Consider the following 15392-nt stretch of genomic DNA (forward strand, 5'->3'; position numbering starts at 1 on the left):
GATGACCTCTATCTTGTTGGTTGAAGACGAAGAGTCGCTAGCCGATCCCCTCGCGTTCTTGTTGCGCAAGGAAGGCTTTGATGTAGTAATCGCCGGTGATGGCCCCAGCGCCTTGGTGGAGTTTGATCGCAACGCCATCGATATTGTGCTGCTTGACCTCATGCTTCCTGGTATGTCGGGTACGGATGTGTGCAAGCGCCTGCGAGCAGTATCCTCAGTCCCCGTGATCATGGTGACGGCACGGGACTCGGAGATCGACAAGGTGGTAGGCCTAGAACTCGGTGCCGACGACTATGTGACCAAACCATATTCTTCCCGGGAGCTCATTGCCCGAATCCGTGCCGTGCTGCGTCGCGGCGGGGAGACAATCGAAGAATCGGATGAGATCCTCGGCAGCGGCCGAATCCACATGGATGTAGAACGCCACACCGTGACCGTCGACGGCGAAGAGATCTCCATGCCGCTAAAAGAATTCGACCTGTTGGAATACCTCATGCGCAACTCGGGGCGCGTGCTCGCCCGTGGCCAGCTCATCGATCGCGTGTGGGGTGCCGACTACGTAGGGGATACCAAAACCTTGGATGTGCACATTAAACGCCTGCGCTCCAAGATCGAACCAGAACCCTCCGCGCCATGCCACGTGATTACTGTGCGCGGTCTGGGCTACAAGTACGAAGACTAGCTGGGTGCGGGGCTAGCGGGATACCTGCTTTTTGGCGCGCCGCGCAGTGTTGCGCCAACACCTCGTAGGAGGCATCGCCCATCAGCGCCCGCAGCTCCGCCTCGTGGGTGATCCACATGGGCTTATCAGAGGTATGGCAGTGGGGGTCGGTGGTGCAATACCAATCAAAGTCCTCGCCACCATTTCCCCAGCCACGACGATCGTATTCGGTAATAGTGGTGCGAAGAATCTCCACACCATCGGCGCGATCCTCATAAGCCTCAAGGCGACGAAGCGGCAGTTGCCAACACACCTCAGGTTTAACCACGGTGAGATCTTCGCCTGCGTCGAGAGCCCACTGGTGGATCGCACACCCAGGGTTTTTGCGGTTGGCAAAGATACAGGCGCCGTCGACAAGCGTGGTTTTCAGCGCCGGTTCGGGTTTTCCCTCCTCGTCATCGAGTTCATCCCACACCAGCCACGGCTCAATCTGCGTGGGGTCTGGGTCGGCAAGGTAGGCGTCGACACCCGCGGGGCGCAGCTCCCAATAGTGTGCCGGCATCTTTTCCACGGCGGCATAAAGCTGATCGCGGTCTTCCTCATCGGAAAGAAACGCCCCATGCACACAGCACCCCACAGTCGGCTGTGCGGCATCAATGCCGTGGCATGCCGACGTGCCAAACGCACACCGGTAGGAGGACTCCAGCCACGTCAAATCAATAGAAAACTGGTGGAGGGGATCCTCCGGATTGGTAAATTCATACCATTGACGTGGGAAATCGGGGGGAAGCTCGTCGCCGCGGCGAATAGATGTGGCAGCGGGGGACATCGCAGGAAAACCGAGATACTTCACGTGTTTAGGCTATACCGTCTAACCTAAAGGGCGTGAGATTAGGTGTATTGGACGTTGGCAGTAACACGGTTCATCTTGTGGCGGTGAATGCGTCACAAGGTGGGCGCCCCCGCTCCGGCGCGTTGGTCGCTGAGGCGGCGATGCGTGCGCTTAACATTGAGCAGTTAGAGATTTGCCCGTGGGCTTTGCGCGAGGGAGTCATACTTCGACGCACGGAACAGGGTATTGTGCCAGAAGAAACCTCAAAAGGAGATGAGTAGGAGACATGAGCGAGAAACAACTCACCGTTGCGGAGCTGCTGGCACGTTCCGGCAAAGCTGAAGCAACCTCCGAAACTCCACGTCGTCGTCGCCGTAACCTTGAGGAAGGCGGTGTTTCGGTCGCTGAGCTGACGGGCAATATCCCCAAGGTGAAGGCGAAGCCAGCTGAGCCTAAGCACTCCAATGAGCCCATCGATACGCCAAGCACCGAGGAAACCATCGTGCTGAGCGTGGTGGATGAGGACGATCCGGTGCGGTTGACCACCGATAGCTTCCCTGCTGTTCAGACTGAAGTTCCGGCTGCTGAGCTGGAAGAAGAACCTGAAGAGGTCGTCGAGGAAGAAGTCGACGATGAGGAAGAATTCTGGGAAGACGACGAGCCGGTTTCCGTCGCTAGTGTTGTAGGTCTTGCTTTGGTAGGCATCATCGTTGGTGTGGGAATCTTCCTTGGCTTTGGCTACCTGTGGGATAACTACTCCCGCAAGGTCGTAGGCCTGTTGGCGTTGGCGGTTATTGCTGCCATGATCACAGTTGCTCATGTTCTGCGTACGGAAAGCGATCGCCGCAGCATGATGTTGGCTGGTTGCGCTGGCGTGGCCGTTACTTTTGTGCCCATGTTGGTTTCTTAAACTGGTTGCCCACTGTGAGGGCTTCGTGGCAGAGTGTTCGCCATGACTTCAATCGCAGTAATTGGTGGCGGCAAGATTGGCGAGGCATTGATTTCGGGCCTCGTGGCAAGTGGCATGAGTCCAAAAGATATTCATGTGACTAATCGCAACGCTGAGCGTGCTCGGGACCTCAAGGAACGCTATGGCGTATTGACCTTCCTAGAAAATGTTGCCGCTGTTGACGACGTAGACATGGTGTTTTTGTGTGTGAAGCCGCAGCAGGTCATTCCCGTTGTGGAAGAAATCGCAGACGTTGTAGATAACAACACCAGCACCACTATCGTGTCGATGGCCGCTGGCGTGACCAACGCCATGATCGAGGAGAGCCTTGCTGCAGGTTCCCCTGTTATCCGTGTGATGCCTAATACTCCTATGTTGGTGGGTAAGGGCATGTCCGTGGTGGCTCCTGGGCGTTATGCCGATGAGGACACGGTGGCGTCGTTAACGCAGCTGTTGGAGGCTGTGGGCAGCGTGGAGGTCATCGAGGAATCGAGCATGGACGCGGTGGTGGCGTTGTCGGGTTCTTCTCCTGCGTATCTCTTTTTGATGGTTGAGGCGCTTATCGACGCCGGCGTGTTCCTTGGCCTACCACGTGATAAGGCGAAAAACTTGGCTGTTTCTTCCTTTGCTGGCGCTGCCACGATGTTGGAGCAAACGGGTGAGGAGCCAGCAGTATTGCGTGCAAATGTGAGCTCGCCTGGCGGTACTACGATTGCTGCTATTCGGGAGTTTGAGGAAAGCGGTTTGCGTGCTGCGGTCTATCGTGCGGCGACTGCTGCGGCGACACGCAACAGTTCTTTGGGCTAGGGGGCATGTACCCCTCTTTCTTTAACCTCTACTTGAAGGTTGCATTGTGTTGTTTTTCCAGCAAACCCCTGTGGCCTGTGGTTTTTAGATGATATCGACGGGACGTATGTGATTAGAGTTGATTAACTTTATCCAGAGTGTCTCGTTGGGTCGCACCTGTCACATGATTCACGCTAAGCTGATTTGAGCACGTGCGTGATCGTTCTGCGGGAGGGGAAGCCTGCAGCGCGCGACTTGTTGAAGGGTTAGGTAAATATGGCTAGAGAAGATAATGGCTCATTCCTCACAGTTGCTGAGGTTGCGGAGATCATGCGCGTTTCTAAAATGACCGTGTACCGCTTGGTTCACTCCGGTGAGTTGCCTGCTGTGCGCGTAGGACGTAGCTTCCGTGTGCATGAAAAGGCTGTGAATGAGTACCTCGATTCCTCCTACTACAACGTGGGTTAAGGCGTTGAGTCCGTAACATTTTTGGTGTTGATTTTGGTCAGTAGTGGGACGCTCGGTATGCTTGTTAGCATTCGTGTCAGAATCGAGCCCCAACCTGCGGGCGGATGTGCACTTCGGCCGCGCGAAAGACCGTGGGGCTTCTGACAGGGAAGTACGTACACCAATCTATGAAGCGAGGGAAACCGTTATGGGTTCTGTCATCAAGAAGCGCCGCAAGCGCATGTCCAAGAAGAAGCACCGCAAGTTGCTGCGCCGCACCCGTGTTCAGCGTAGAAAACTCGGTAAGTAAGCCTCTTGGCTCTTTTTCCGCCCAAGGAATGTTATTTCCTTGGGCGGTTTTGTATTCTGCGAAGAGCGTTTAGGAAAGGATGTACTTCATGCAGAAGTCAGCGCGTCGCAGTCTTATTGCGATTCTCGCCATTGTTGTGTTGATTGTGGTGGCGGGAGGTGTGTATATGCTCGGCAATAAGTCGGCAGGCACTCAAGCCGAAAAAACAGCGACTGATTTGCCACCTGGTTTTAGCGGTAAGGCGGGTTCGGCGAATGCAACACCTGGCACGAAGGGCCTCGATGGTCCTAGGCCGCTTGCCGACGGTTCCTTCGATGCGACAATTTTTGGTCCTGCTAAAGAACTCAAGTCGGCTGATGACATCCTCAATGTGCACCGTCGTAACGCCAAAGATCCCTTTGCCGTGGGTGCGGTCGATGCGCCACTGGTGATTACGGAATTCTCTGACTTCGAGTGCCCCTTCTGTGCCCGCTGGTCTAACCAGACCGAGCCAATGCTGATGGAAGAGTATGTGTCCAAGGGTTTGGTGCGTATCGAGTGGAATGATCTGCCCGTCAATGGTGAACATGCGCTGGCTGCGGCGAAGGCGGGACGTGCCGCTGCTGCTCAGGGCAAGTTTGACGAGTTCCGCAAGGCGCTATTTGAGGCTTCTCGTAACGTGAGCGGTCACCCGAATAACACCTTGAAGGATTTTGAGAGGTTTGCTCGCAACGCGGGTGTGAAAGACATGGAGCGCTTCTCACGGGAGGCGCAAGATTCCACCTACGACGATGTGTTGGCCAAGGCCGCTGATTATGCCCACGGATTGGGCGTGAGCGGTACTCCAGCATTTGTGGTGGGCACGCAGTATATTTCTGGTGCCCAGCCCACGGAGGAATTTATCAAGGTGATTGAGTCGGAGCTGAAGAAGTCTCCTACCTTCTCCACGCCTTCCAGCCACCAAAACTAAAGGCGGCAGTAACGAGGGCGGGGATACCAAACGTACGAATGGCCTTGCGCAGGCTGCGGTAGTCGCGAACTGCCCAGCCGTGTTGCTTGGCCACTTTTGCTAGCGGGCGATCGGGGTTAATAGCCACAGCTGTTCCTACCATCGACAACATGGGGACGTCGTTGATGGAGTCTGAGTAGGCGGTGCAGCGGCTTAAATCAAGGCGTTCGATGGTTGCGAGCGCGGCCACGGCGTGGAGTTTGCCGGGCCCGTGCAGGATGTCGCCGACGAGGCGGCCGGTAAACACGCCGTCTTTGACCTCGGCGACGGTGCCGAGCGCGCCGGTAAAACCAAGCCGTTTGGCAAGGGCTTGGGCAAGTTGCACGGGGGTGGCACTGACAAGCCATACTTGTTGGCCGTCGGCAATGTGCTGGTCAGCCAGTTGTTTGGTGCCAGGCCAGAGCTTTTCGCTCATATTGTTATCGACGATCTCCTCGCACAGGGCTACGAGCTCGTCGACACGCCGGCCTTTAATGAACTCGAGGGCTTGCTGGCGGCCTTCGGCGACGTCGTGAGCATTTTCGTTGCCGGTGACCCGAAATTTAATCTGCTTCCATGCAACGGGCAGTATTTCGTTGAGCTTAAAGTACTTTTTCTTGGCCAATCCCATGGCAAAAACAACGAGCGACGACCCCTGAATCAACGTGTTGTCGATGTCAAAGAACGCGGCTGCCCCAATGTCTTGGGGGATTTCGGGGTTGGCTGTTGTGACATGCTGGGCGCCGGCGGCTTCGAAGGAGCCGGACACAGAGTCGAGCCCTGAGGTGTATTCGTCGAGTTTGATGCCAAAGAGTTCGCTGGCGGCGAGTTCTGCGGCGGCTTCGCCGGCTTCGCGCTGCGTGCGGGCGTCGATAGGCGGGAGGGCGTGTTCCTCGAAGAACCGGCGTAGGTTGCCACGGGAAGTGGACCAGCTGGCCAAGAATTCTTGGGGGGTCTGATGCCAGTGGGGTTCTGGGATGGACTGACTCACAGTGCCGTTCACGCCTTTCTAGGGGGTATTCTTCTCACCATCGTAGTGGTGATAACTGTGAAGAGGTGGATATGCACAAGGTTGAGTTGATGGTGCGTAGCACGTGCGGTTCCTGTGCGCGGGTAGCAGCTCAGATACGTCCGGTGGTGGCTGCTGCTGGTGCGGAGCTTGTTATCGTCGATGTGGATTCGGATTCGGGGTTGGCCTCGGAGTTTGGTGATCGGGTGCCGGTGGTGGTGATCGACGATGAGGAATTTTCCTGTTGGGAAGTGGATAATGAGGAATTGGCTGCGGAGCTGGCTCAATAGCGGGAGTTAGCCAAGGCTTTGTTGTGCAATTGGTCACTATAGGCCAGAGTGTTTAATGATCAATCATTCTTATGGTTGATATTGTGGTGAGGGTAAGCGAGCGGAAAGGTGAGCGCGTGAGTGTTCTAGTGGTGGGTATGTCGCATAGGTCGGCACCCGTTGCACTTCTAGAAAAGCTCAGCATGGACGATGGGGTGCGGACAAACACCGTTTCCGACTTGGTGGCACGCCCATCGCTGGCCGAGGCGATGATCGTATCGACCTGTAACCGGCTTGAAGTCTATGCCATGACGTCGAGTTTCCATACCGGCGTCAACGATGTGGTGGAGGTCCTCCACGACATGAGTGGTGTGGACATGGAGGAGCTGCGCGGTTATCTCTATGTGCGCTATGCGGATGCGGCAGCCGAGCACATGATGGAAGTCACCTCTGGTTTAGACTCCATGGTGGTTGGCGAGCAACAGATTATCGGCCAGGTGCGCACCGCCTACCACAGTGCGACTGAGGCTGGCACGGTCGGCCCAGCGCTGCATGGTTTGGTGCAGGCGTCGTTGCATACGGGCAAGCGCGTGCACACGGAAACGGATATTGATGACGCCGGTGCTTCAATGGTGTCGTTTGCCTGCGATGAGGCGTTGGCTCAGATGTCTGCCACGAACTTTGCAGGCTGCCGTGCGCTGGTGCTGGGCGCTGGTGCGATGGCGTCGTTGGCGGCTACGCATTTGGGTCGACTTGGCATTGAGCACATTACGGTGGCTAACCGCACGTTCGAGCGTGCCCAACGCCTTGCGGATCATGCCGTGGAGGCTGGTGTTGCAGCTTCTGCTATCGAGTTTGAGCGTCGCATGGACGTGCTGTGCGACGTCGACGTGGTGGTGTCGGCTACGGGCGCGAACACCTTTACCATCGAGGCTGCCAACATTCCTGCAGCTCATGGCGATTTAATGATGATTGATCTTTCTCTGCCGCGTGATATTAGTGATGATGTTGCCGAGGTTCCTGGCGTGCACTTGGTCAATATTGAAAAACTTCGTGACGTGGCTTCTTCTGGGGAAGCGAAGGACCATGCAGCGCAGCGCATTGTGGCCGAGGAGCTAGAGGCCTACACGTCTGCCCAGCGGATTCGGGATGTTGCGCCTGCGGTTGCGGCGTTGCGACGCCACGCTTCTAGTCTGATCGATTCGGAATTAGCGCGGTTGTCTACCCGAGTGCCAAGTATGGACGAAGACGACTTCTCAGAGGTACAGCGCACTGTTCGCCGTGTGGTGGATAAGTTGCTGCATCAGCCGACGGTTCGAGTCAAAGAATTGGCGGCGCAATCAGGCACGGTGTCCTACGACACGGCCATTCAAGAGCTTTTTGGGCTTGCGGTCGAGGCAACACCTGTTGCTGTGAATGTGGATGAACTGCCGGAAAGGATTAACAAGCGATGACGTTGAAGATCGGCACCCGTGGAAGCCTGTTGGCTACCACGCAGTCGGGCCATGTTCGCGATGACCTGCGCCCCTATGAGGCAGAGCTGGTGATCGTGACTACTCATGGTGACGTGAACATGGCTCCGGTGGAGCGCATTGGTGTTGGCGTGTTTACCCAGGCTCTGCGCGAGGAGTTGCACACGGGTGGCTGCGATATTGCAGTGCATTCGTTTAAGGATCTTCCTACTGAGTTGGATCCGCGGTTTCATTTGGTTGTTCCCAAGCGTGCCGATTTCCGTGATTGTTTGATCGCCCGTGATGGCTTGTCGTTGGCTGATCTTCCTGCTGGTGCGTTGATTGGCACGGGTGCTCCGCGTCGTATTTCGCAGATCAAGGCGTTGCGCCCTGATGTTGAGTGCGTGCCATTGCGCGGCAATATTGATACCCGTATGGGCAAGGTAACCAGCGGTGAGCTCGACGCTGTGGTGTTGGCATATGCCGGTCTTACCCGTGTGGGGCGTGGGGATGAGGCTACGCAGGTTTTTGATCCGCAGGACTTCTTGCCGGCACCAGCTCAGGGTGCGTTGGCGGTGGAGTGCCGAGCAGATGATGCGTATGCCCGCGAGGCGATTGATTCTATCTGCGACGAGCAAGCACAGGTGTGCGCTGTTACTGAGCGTGTAGTTCTTAATCGCCTTGAGGCGGGATGCACGGCTCCGGTGGCTGCGCATGCAACGCTTAACGACGGCACGCTGACGTTGACCGCAGCGGTGATTGCTTTGGATGGTTCGAAGGTGGTTCGTCGTGAACTATCTGCGCCAGTAGCGGAGAATGTCGCGTTGGCGGAGGAGCTTACACGTGCTTTGATTGCTGATGGTGCTGCGACCATCTTGGGATAATTCTGTAACTTCAATTATGGTTATGGTTTTAGTTTCCTTCTATCGGCAGCACGCCTAGAAATGCGATTAATCATGAAGCCCGAGCACTCAACGCGAGGACGTGTCATCTTCGTCGGCGCCGGTCCCGGCAACCCAGATCTTTTGACGGTTCGAGCCCGCGAGGTGCTGGGCTCCACAGCCAATGCGGTGGTGGATTCCACTGTTGGCGTAGGTATCCGTGCAGTTATTGCTGAGCATCTTGAGGTGCCGCAGGCCAAGCTTGATGCAGCTGAAGCTGAGTATGAGCGCATGTGTGCGGCTGCGAAGCGTCGTAAGCCTCCGCGTCCCGAGGCCCCCACCGCCGCGGAAATCATTGAGGTGTCCGCTGCGGCGAGCGTCGATGAGGTGATGGCGGTGCTGTTGCCGTTGCTAGACGAAGGTGATGTGATTCGCTTGGTGCAGGGAAATCCGTTGGCGGATTCTCGCACGCTCGATGAGATCACGGCTGTTACTCAGGTGGGCGCGGATTTCCAGATTGTGCCAGGTATGTCGTTGCCGGCTGCGGTTCCTGCTTTCGCGGGTATTACGTTGGGCGATTCTTATACCAAGACTACGGTGAGTGAAGATACTAACTGGGATCAGTTGGCAACCGCCCCGCTGCCGTTGATTTTGCAGGCGAGTAAAGACGACTTGCTGACTATCGCTACGGAGCTGAAGGATCGCAAACTTCCGGCGGGCACTCCGGTGACGGTGACGATGAATGGCACGACGCGTTTGCAGCGCAGCTTTGACGTGACGCTTAAAACTATGAAGTCGCTGGTCAAACAGGAGCTCGATGGCACCCTTGTGGTCACAGTGGGTGTATCGGATCGCAGTACATTTTCTTGGTGGGAAAGCCGCGCGTTGTTTGGCTGGCGGGTGTTGGTTCCCCGTGCGAAGGATCAAGCTGGTCCGATGAGCAGCCGAATCGCCGCTTATGGTGCTATTGCCCAAGAGGTTCCCACTATTTCTGTGGAGCCGCCGCGTAATCCGGCGCAGTTGGAGCGTGCGATTAAGGGCATTGTGGAGGGGCGCTACCAGTGGGTGGTGTTTACCAGCGTGAATGCTGTTAAGGCGGTGCGTGAGAAGATCGTGTCGTTTGGTTTGGATTCTCGCGCGTTCGCGGGGGTGCATATCGCTGCGGTGGGGGCTAAGACTGCGGCGGCGATTCGTGAGTTTGGCATTACTCCTGAGCTAATTCCGCCACGTAAGGAGCATAATGCTGCGGGTATGGTGTCGGTTTTCCCTAATTATGTGGAGGGCTTGGACCCGGTAGGTCGGGTGTTGCTGCCGCGGGCTGATATTGCCACTGATGTGCTGGTTGATGGTTTGGTCAACCTTGGCTGGGAAGTTGATGATGTAGTGGCGTATCGTACGGTGCGTGCCGCGCCGCCGAGTGCGGAAGTCCGCGACATGATTAAGTCCGGCGATTTTGATGCGGTGTGTTTTACCTCTGCGTCGACGGTGCGCAATTTGGTGGGTATTGCGGGTAAGCCGCATGCGCGCACGATCATTGCATGTATTGGGCCGATGACCGCCGCGGAGGCAGAGAAGCAAGGGCTGCGTGTCGACGTCATCCCCGAGGTGGCTAACGTTGCGGCTCTTGTGGATGCGCTCGCGGAGCATGTGGAGAAACTGCGTGCTGCGGGTGAGTTGCCGCCGCCGCGTAAGAAGCGTCGGGCCCGTCGCAAATCTAAGGAAGGTGCTGTATGAATCTAGATCTTATTCGTCGTCCTCGTCGGTTGCGTTCGACTCCGGTGATGCGTGAATTCGTTGCGGAAACCACGCTGCGTCCGGCTGATCTTATTTTGCCGATGTTTATTGCCGATGGCATTGATAAGCCTCGGGAGATTGAGTCGATGCCAGGTGTGTGCCAGCACACCATGGAATCCCTTATAGAGGCTGTCCGTGAGGCGATCTCGGTGGGTATTCGCTGCGTGGATCTTTTCGGTGTGCCACTGGATTCCGATAAGGATGCCACTGGTTCACAAGCGTGGGATCCCGAGGGCATTTTGAACCGCGGTGTGCGTGCGCTTCGTCAGGAGTTCGGTGATCAGGTGCTCATCACGGCGGATACCTGCCTTGACGAGTTCACCGATCATGGGCACTGTGGCATTTTGACCACGGATCGCTTTGGCGCCACCATTGTGGATAACGATCCAACGGTTGAGTTGTATCAGAAGATGGCGGTTGCTCAGGCTGAAGCGGGTGCTCATATTGTGAGCCCGTCGGGCATGATGGACGGCCAGATTTTAGCTATCCGTGAGGCTCTCGACGCCGCAGGGTTCCACGATGTTGCGATCATGGCGTATTCCGCTAAATATGCGTCGGCGTTTTATGGTCCTTTCCGTGACGCAGTGGGCTCCTCTTTGCAGGGTGATCGTCGTGCCTACCAGCAAGATCCTGCTAATCTCCGTGAGTCGATCCTCGAAGTCGATCTGGACATTGAGGAAGGCGCGGATTTTGTTATGGTCAAACCTGCTATGCCGTACTTGGATGTGCTTGCTGAGGTAGCGTCTACGTCGTCGGTTCCGGTGGCGGCTTACCAGGTTTCTGGCGAGTATGCGATGTTGCATGCGGCTGCTGCGAACGGCTGGTTGGATCTGGATCGGGTGATGATGGAGTCTCTGATTTCTATTAAACGTGCCGGTGCGGATCAAATCCTGACATACTTTGCTGTAGAAGCAGCACGAAAACTTTAAGGGAGCGCGTCGAGTGACAACTCAACCCGAGGCCGTGCGTTGGGCCGCCGCATCGTGGTGGACGGCGCTGGCGATTAACGCAGTTCATCAGATTATTGGTGGCGTTATTGCATTTTTTAACCGTGGTCAGTTGATGGCGGAATTGGAAAAGCGGATGAATGGGCAGGCGGTTCCGGAGATGGCGGCGTCGATAGGCGTTGTTATGTCGGTGCTGTTTTTGCTTGGGTTCCTTGGGTTGTTTGCGTGGTTTGTTGCTGCGTTTCGCCAGGGTGGGCGGTTTGCGCAGCTGTGTCGCAAGACGATGACGTTTGTGTCAATATATTTGGGCATTAGCGTGATTACGGTGTTTGCGATTGTGCCCACTTCTTTGTCGATTCCGCAGGGCTGGTTTTTGGCTGATGGTTGTTTGTCCATTGCTTGTGGCGTGGCGGCGATCATTGGTTTGATCTTTGCGCAGAAGAAGGAGTCGCTGGAGTGGGGTGTGGTCCGTGACTGATTCGCCGCTTGACGACGCCATCCAAGAGGCCAAATCCGCTGCGCAAAAGGCGGGATTTGATACCGAAACTTTTGCCGCTGTGCAGTCGAAGGAGGGGCGTACTTCTTTCGCCTTTGAATTGGAGGGGTTAGGTAGTGCCTCTTCGGTTTCGGAGTTGGAAGAAGCGATCGAGCAGATCGAAGGAGTGGATGCCAAGATCGTTTATCCTTCGGCGATGGCGTGGATTAGCGCCAGTCGCACGTTGGATCCGACGCTCATTGTGGATGCTTTTCAGCAGCATGGCGTGACGGCTACGTTGACGGATTCTTCGCTGCGTCGTCGATTGGCGTGGACGGATGTGGAGGAGGGGCGGTATCGCCGCGCGCGTGCTCGACGCTTTGGTTCGCGTGTCGACGAAGAATCGCGTCGCTTCGAAATTGCTCGTCGCGAAGGGTTTTTGCATAAGCGTGATGAGACAACCCGGGTGGTGGAAACCACGGAGGTGTTGTTCACTGCGCGTTCGTTGATGACTAAAGCTCGCCTTTTTACTTCTATTGCCTGCACGATTCCTGTTTTAGCGGTGAGCTTTTGGCGGGAACTGCAGTTTGATTATTGGCAGTGGGCACTGGCAGCGCTGTCGCTTCCTGTGGTGCTCTATGGTGCGTGGCCGTTTCACCGTGCCACGATTGGTGGTGCGCGCAGGGGAATGTCGGCTCTGGATAGTGCCTCCTCCGTTGCCATTTTGATGGCGTGGGGTTGGTCTATCGTAATGATGCTGTTTTCTTCGGTGGGCGATCCTACGTACCGTGCGCAGCCGAAGTGGATTGCGATTGACCCCACGAAGTTTGTTTCGGGTGCACTGTTTTTCGATGTTGCATGCGGCATGACCGTGATCTTGTTGGCGGGACGTATCTTGGTGCGTCGTGCGCGTTCGGATCTTTTGGAAGATTTGAAACGTTATCGCCCGAATCCGTCGTCAACAGTGACGGTGGTGGGAAAGAACCGTAAGACGGGTGAGGTTCGTAAGGAAGAAGTTGCGATCCAGAAGCTCAACGTGGGTGATGATATCCTCATTGCTCCTTATGCGTTGATCCCTGCCGACGGCTATGTTGTTGGTGGCGCTTCTACGATCGATGGCACTGCTTTGGGAATTGGCCGATTGAAGGCCAAGGTCAACGACCATGTTTATGCTGGTTGTGTCAATGGTTCTAATACGCTGAAGATTCGTGTGCTTCAAACTGGTCACCGCACATGGTTTGCGGGCATTACGCGGTGGGTGTCGCAGGCAAGTGTGCATCAAAACCATGCGGATGCGGTGGCAACGAGGGCGGCGTCGATGTTGGTGCCTGTCTCTTTTGTTATTGCGGCTACGGATTTTGCGTTGTGGGCGCTGATTACTAATAACCTAAACCAAGCTTTTGCTACCGCGCTGGCGGTATTGGGGTGTGTTTCTCCGGTGGCTCTGGCTACCTCGGCTTCTCTGGCTATGCGTAAGAGCATTGAAGACGCCGCCCGTCAGGGTGTGTTGATCCAAAGTGGTGAGACGTTGCGTGTGATCGATACTGTCGACACAGTAATTTTCAACCGAGTGGGTGCGTTGTCTAAGGCAGGCATGTCGGTAGAAAAGGTCACGGCAGACCGCGGTGAAAATCCAGATTTGGTGCTGCGTGTTGCAGGCGCGTTGGCTATGGAAAGCGATCACCCCGTATCCCGGGCGTTGGTGCGTGCGGCTCGTGAGGCTCGCGATGCTTCGACTGATGATTCGATCCCCGGCTGGATTGACGTGACGCATTCGGAAATCGATGAGGAAGGTAGTTTCCGCGGTTTTGTGGAACTTCCTGTTGGTGATGAGGCGCGCTCTGTGGAAGCAGTGTTGTGGCGTCCTCGCAGCCTATCGGCACTTGATGGTCGTCTTGCTGCTGCCGCGGAGTCGGGTAGTTCTCCGTTGGTGGTGCGCTGGAAGAACAAGGATCGTGGTGTTATCACCTTGTTTAATGCGGTTAAAGATGATGCCGTGGACGCGGTGGATGATCTGGAAGCTCAAGGCATCGAGACGATGATGCTGAGCCGTGATACCTATCCGGTGGCGCGTCGATACGGCGATAGCGTGGGTGTTTCTCACGTGTTGGCTGGCATTCAGCCTGGTCAAAAGCCGCAGACCGTTCGTTCTGTGCGCAACCACGGTGCCACGATTGCGGTGGTGGGAGATGATTCCATTAATGATTGTTTCCGCGTGGCTAATGTAGGCATTTTGATTGATGCGATGTCGAAGAGCTCGGCAGCTATTGAGCACCCTGTTGCTAATGTCATCATGCTCAAAAATGATGTTGCGCCTATCCCACGCTTGTTCACCTTTGCGCGTCGACTCAATCGTCGTATTCGCTCAAACTTGGGTTTTGCGTGGGTATATAACGTGGCGGCGATTGTTGCCGCTATTTCTGGGGTGTTGCACCCGATGATCGCAAGCTTGTTTATGTTGGGTGCGACCATCGTGATTGAGGTGCGTTCTACGTGGACGAGGAATTTGTAAGCTGAAGCGTTGGTCCGTATGACAGCCTGCGGTGGAGCCATTCGAATGGCCCTCGCAGGTTTTTCTTTTCTAGTAGGCAGGCCAGCAGCAGTGTGATCAACCAGATACCGAAGGCGTAGACAAGAATGCCAGCTGCCGATGCCTTAATCCCCAATGTGAATCCCAAAAATAGTGGGTAGCACAGGATCGACTGCATGAGGTAACCACTCATGGAACGCTTACCTAGGGCCGCAAACGGGGTGAGCCATGATGGTTTGATCTTGTCGACGCTCAGCGCGCAGATTGCTAGAATCCCTGGGCCGGAGAGCTGTCCGATCGAGAAGTTGAGGATTGTGAAGGTATCGGCTTGGGTAAGGCCCCATGGAATGCCGATTCCGATAATGATGGCGATTGCGATGCCGGACCAAATGTAAAGCTCGGTGCGGTGTTGGTGGACGTCTGCTAGTACGCCGCGCCTAGCCCAGCTGTAGCCGATGAGCATGATAGGCAGATAGAGCATTGCTTGGAGCGGGAACATGACGAGGCTTGAAATAAGTACAGCTATGCTTGTGCCGTAATACTCTAGGGCTGTATCGGATGCCATGCCTGCATCGCTGGTCAAGATTTGTGCTGCGGTGGGGAATGCCATCAGGAGTGCTGCGAAGATACCCGTAAGACCGAACAAAATGTAGGCGATCAGTCGAATGGTTGCGTCTTTAAGGGGCAGCATGGTGGCGATGATGACGGCAGCAAGGCCGTAGAAAGTCATGATGTCGCCAAAGAAGAGCAGGAGGCAGTGGATCACGCCGAACATGGTGAGAAACAGGTAGCGTTTGATCAGCGCACCGCGGGCTTGGGACAAACTGAAGTGTTTGCGGATCATGCTGATGGTGATCAAACCGACGCCGAATCCGAGCAACGTGGAGAACATAGGTAGTCCGCGGTTATGGACGAACATAGCGGAGAATAGTACTGCGATTTTATCGAGCGTGGAGTTTACTTGGCCGAAAATTCCTACTCCCATCCATGCTGAGGGGATGTTCGCCATTGCGATACCAAGGAGGGCGAGGCCGCGGGCTACGTCGGGGGCCATCATGCGGGGTCGTTTTTGATCCATGGGTTA

Annotated in this window: 16 protein-coding genes and 1 pseudogene; 14 read left to right on the plus strand and 3 right to left on the minus strand. The window is 55.8% G+C overall.

The genetic code is table 11. The features are described from left to right. The first annotated feature begins 1 nt into the window (after position 1). Positions 2–682 (plus strand): response regulator transcription factor, encoded by a 681-nt coding sequence (locus AT687_RS01510; RefSeq protein ID WP_014318610.1) that lies wholly within the window; start codon positions 2–4, stop codon positions 680–682. On the opposite strand, the gene AT687_RS01515 is transcribed toward AT687_RS01510, so the two are convergent. After that, positions 645–1514 carry a DUF3109 family protein gene (locus AT687_RS01515; protein WP_041740423.1) on the minus strand — a complete coding sequence of 290 codons (870 nt, stop codon included), beginning with the start codon at positions 1512–1514 and terminating at the stop codon, positions 645–647. The two genes, AT687_RS01510 and AT687_RS01515, sit on opposite strands and share 38 nt — an antisense overlap. A 113-nt stretch (positions 1515–1627) precedes the next feature. Between AT687_RS01515 and AT687_RS13475 the strand changes: the two are divergent. The 6 genes and pseudogenes from AT687_RS13475 to AT687_RS01540 all read left to right on the plus strand — a co-directional run. After that, a pseudogene (locus AT687_RS13475) lies at positions 1628–1774 on the plus strand (Ppx/GppA phosphatase family protein); the annotation flags it as partial. Between the two features lie 5 nt (positions 1775–1779). Continuing rightward, positions 1780–2403: a hypothetical protein gene (locus AT687_RS01525; RefSeq protein WP_004566481.1), complete on the plus strand. Its 624-nt coding sequence runs from the start codon at positions 1780–1782 to the stop codon at positions 2401–2403. 42 nt (positions 2404–2445) lie between these two features. Beyond that, the gene (gene proC, locus AT687_RS01530; protein WP_041740425.1) at positions 2446–3249 is read left to right on the plus strand and encodes a pyrroline-5-carboxylate reductase; all 804 of its coding nucleotides are present in this window, start codon (positions 2446–2448) and stop codon (positions 3247–3249) included. Between the two features lie 255 nt (positions 3250–3504). Then, a complete protein-coding gene (locus AT687_RS01535; protein ID WP_004566485.1) occupies positions 3505–3696 on the plus strand; it encodes a helix-turn-helix domain-containing protein in 192 nt (63 codons plus the stop codon). Positions 3697–3883: 187 nt separating this feature from the next. Beyond that, positions 3884–3985, plus strand: coding sequence for a 30S ribosomal protein bS22 (locus tag AT687_RS11735; RefSeq protein ID WP_003402602.1), 102 nt, complete (start codon positions 3884–3886; stop codon positions 3983–3985). Positions 3986–4064: 79 nt separating this feature from the next. After that, entirely contained in the window at positions 4065–4934 is an 870-nt protein-coding gene (locus AT687_RS01540; protein WP_014318614.1) for a DsbA family protein, read from the plus strand. Here AT687_RS01540 and AT687_RS01545 read toward each other — a convergent pair. Next, positions 4900–5943, minus strand: coding sequence for an HAD-IB family hydrolase (locus AT687_RS01545; protein ID WP_010934269.1), 1044 nt, complete (start codon positions 5941–5943; stop codon positions 4900–4902). The genes AT687_RS01540 and AT687_RS01545 overlap by 35 nt on opposite strands. 71 nt (positions 5944–6014) lie before the next feature. Here AT687_RS01545 and AT687_RS01550 point away from each other — a divergent pair, with 71 nt between their 5' ends. From AT687_RS01550 to AT687_RS01580, 7 genes are all read left to right on the plus strand, one after another. Further along, on the plus strand, positions 6015–6251 hold the full coding sequence (locus AT687_RS01550; protein ID WP_014301360.1) for a glutaredoxin family protein: 237 nt from the start codon (positions 6015–6017) through the stop codon (positions 6249–6251). A gap of 116 nt (positions 6252–6367) precedes the next feature. Then, the gene (locus AT687_RS01555) at positions 6368–7684 is read left to right on the plus strand and encodes a glutamyl-tRNA reductase (RefSeq protein ID WP_010934271.1); all 1317 of its coding nucleotides are present in this window, start codon (positions 6368–6370) and stop codon (positions 7682–7684) included. Beyond that, positions 7681–8565, plus strand: a complete 885-nt coding sequence (hemC, locus tag AT687_RS01560) for a hydroxymethylbilane synthase (RefSeq protein ID WP_010934272.1) — start codon at positions 7681–7683, stop codon at positions 8563–8565. Before AT687_RS01555 ends, hemC begins: the two co-directional genes overlap by 4 nt. 60 nt (positions 8566–8625) lie before the next feature. Continuing rightward, positions 8626–10296, plus strand: a complete 1671-nt coding sequence (locus AT687_RS01565) for a bifunctional uroporphyrinogen-III C-methyltransferase/uroporphyrinogen-III synthase (RefSeq protein ID WP_014318615.1) — start codon at positions 8626–8628, stop codon at positions 10294–10296. Next, positions 10293–11285 carry a porphobilinogen synthase gene (gene hemB / locus AT687_RS01570; RefSeq protein ID WP_014318616.1) on the plus strand — a complete coding sequence of 331 codons (993 nt, stop codon included), beginning with the start codon at positions 10293–10295 and terminating at the stop codon, positions 11283–11285. The genes AT687_RS01565 and hemB overlap by 4 nt, the downstream gene beginning before the upstream one ends. A 13-nt stretch (positions 11286–11298) precedes the next feature. Then, entirely contained in the window at positions 11299–11781 is a 483-nt protein-coding gene (locus tag AT687_RS01575) for a hypothetical protein (protein ID WP_014301363.1), read from the plus strand. Next, positions 11774–14290 (plus strand): heavy metal translocating P-type ATPase, encoded by a 2517-nt coding sequence (locus AT687_RS01580; RefSeq protein WP_014318617.1) that lies wholly within the window; start codon positions 11774–11776, stop codon positions 14288–14290. Before AT687_RS01575 ends, AT687_RS01580 begins: the two co-directional genes overlap by 8 nt. Here the strand turns inward: AT687_RS01580 and AT687_RS01585 are convergent. Then, complete coding sequence (locus AT687_RS01585; RefSeq protein ID WP_014318618.1) at positions 14268–15386, minus strand: DUF418 domain-containing protein; 1119 nt, start codon at positions 15384–15386, stop codon at positions 14268–14270. The genes AT687_RS01580 and AT687_RS01585 overlap by 23 nt on opposite strands. Positions 15387–15392 lie beyond the last annotated feature (6 nt).

Source organism: Corynebacterium diphtheriae, assembly GCF_001457455.1.
Taxonomy (GTDB): Bacteria; Actinomycetota; Actinomycetes; order Mycobacteriales; family Mycobacteriaceae; genus Corynebacterium; species Corynebacterium diphtheriae.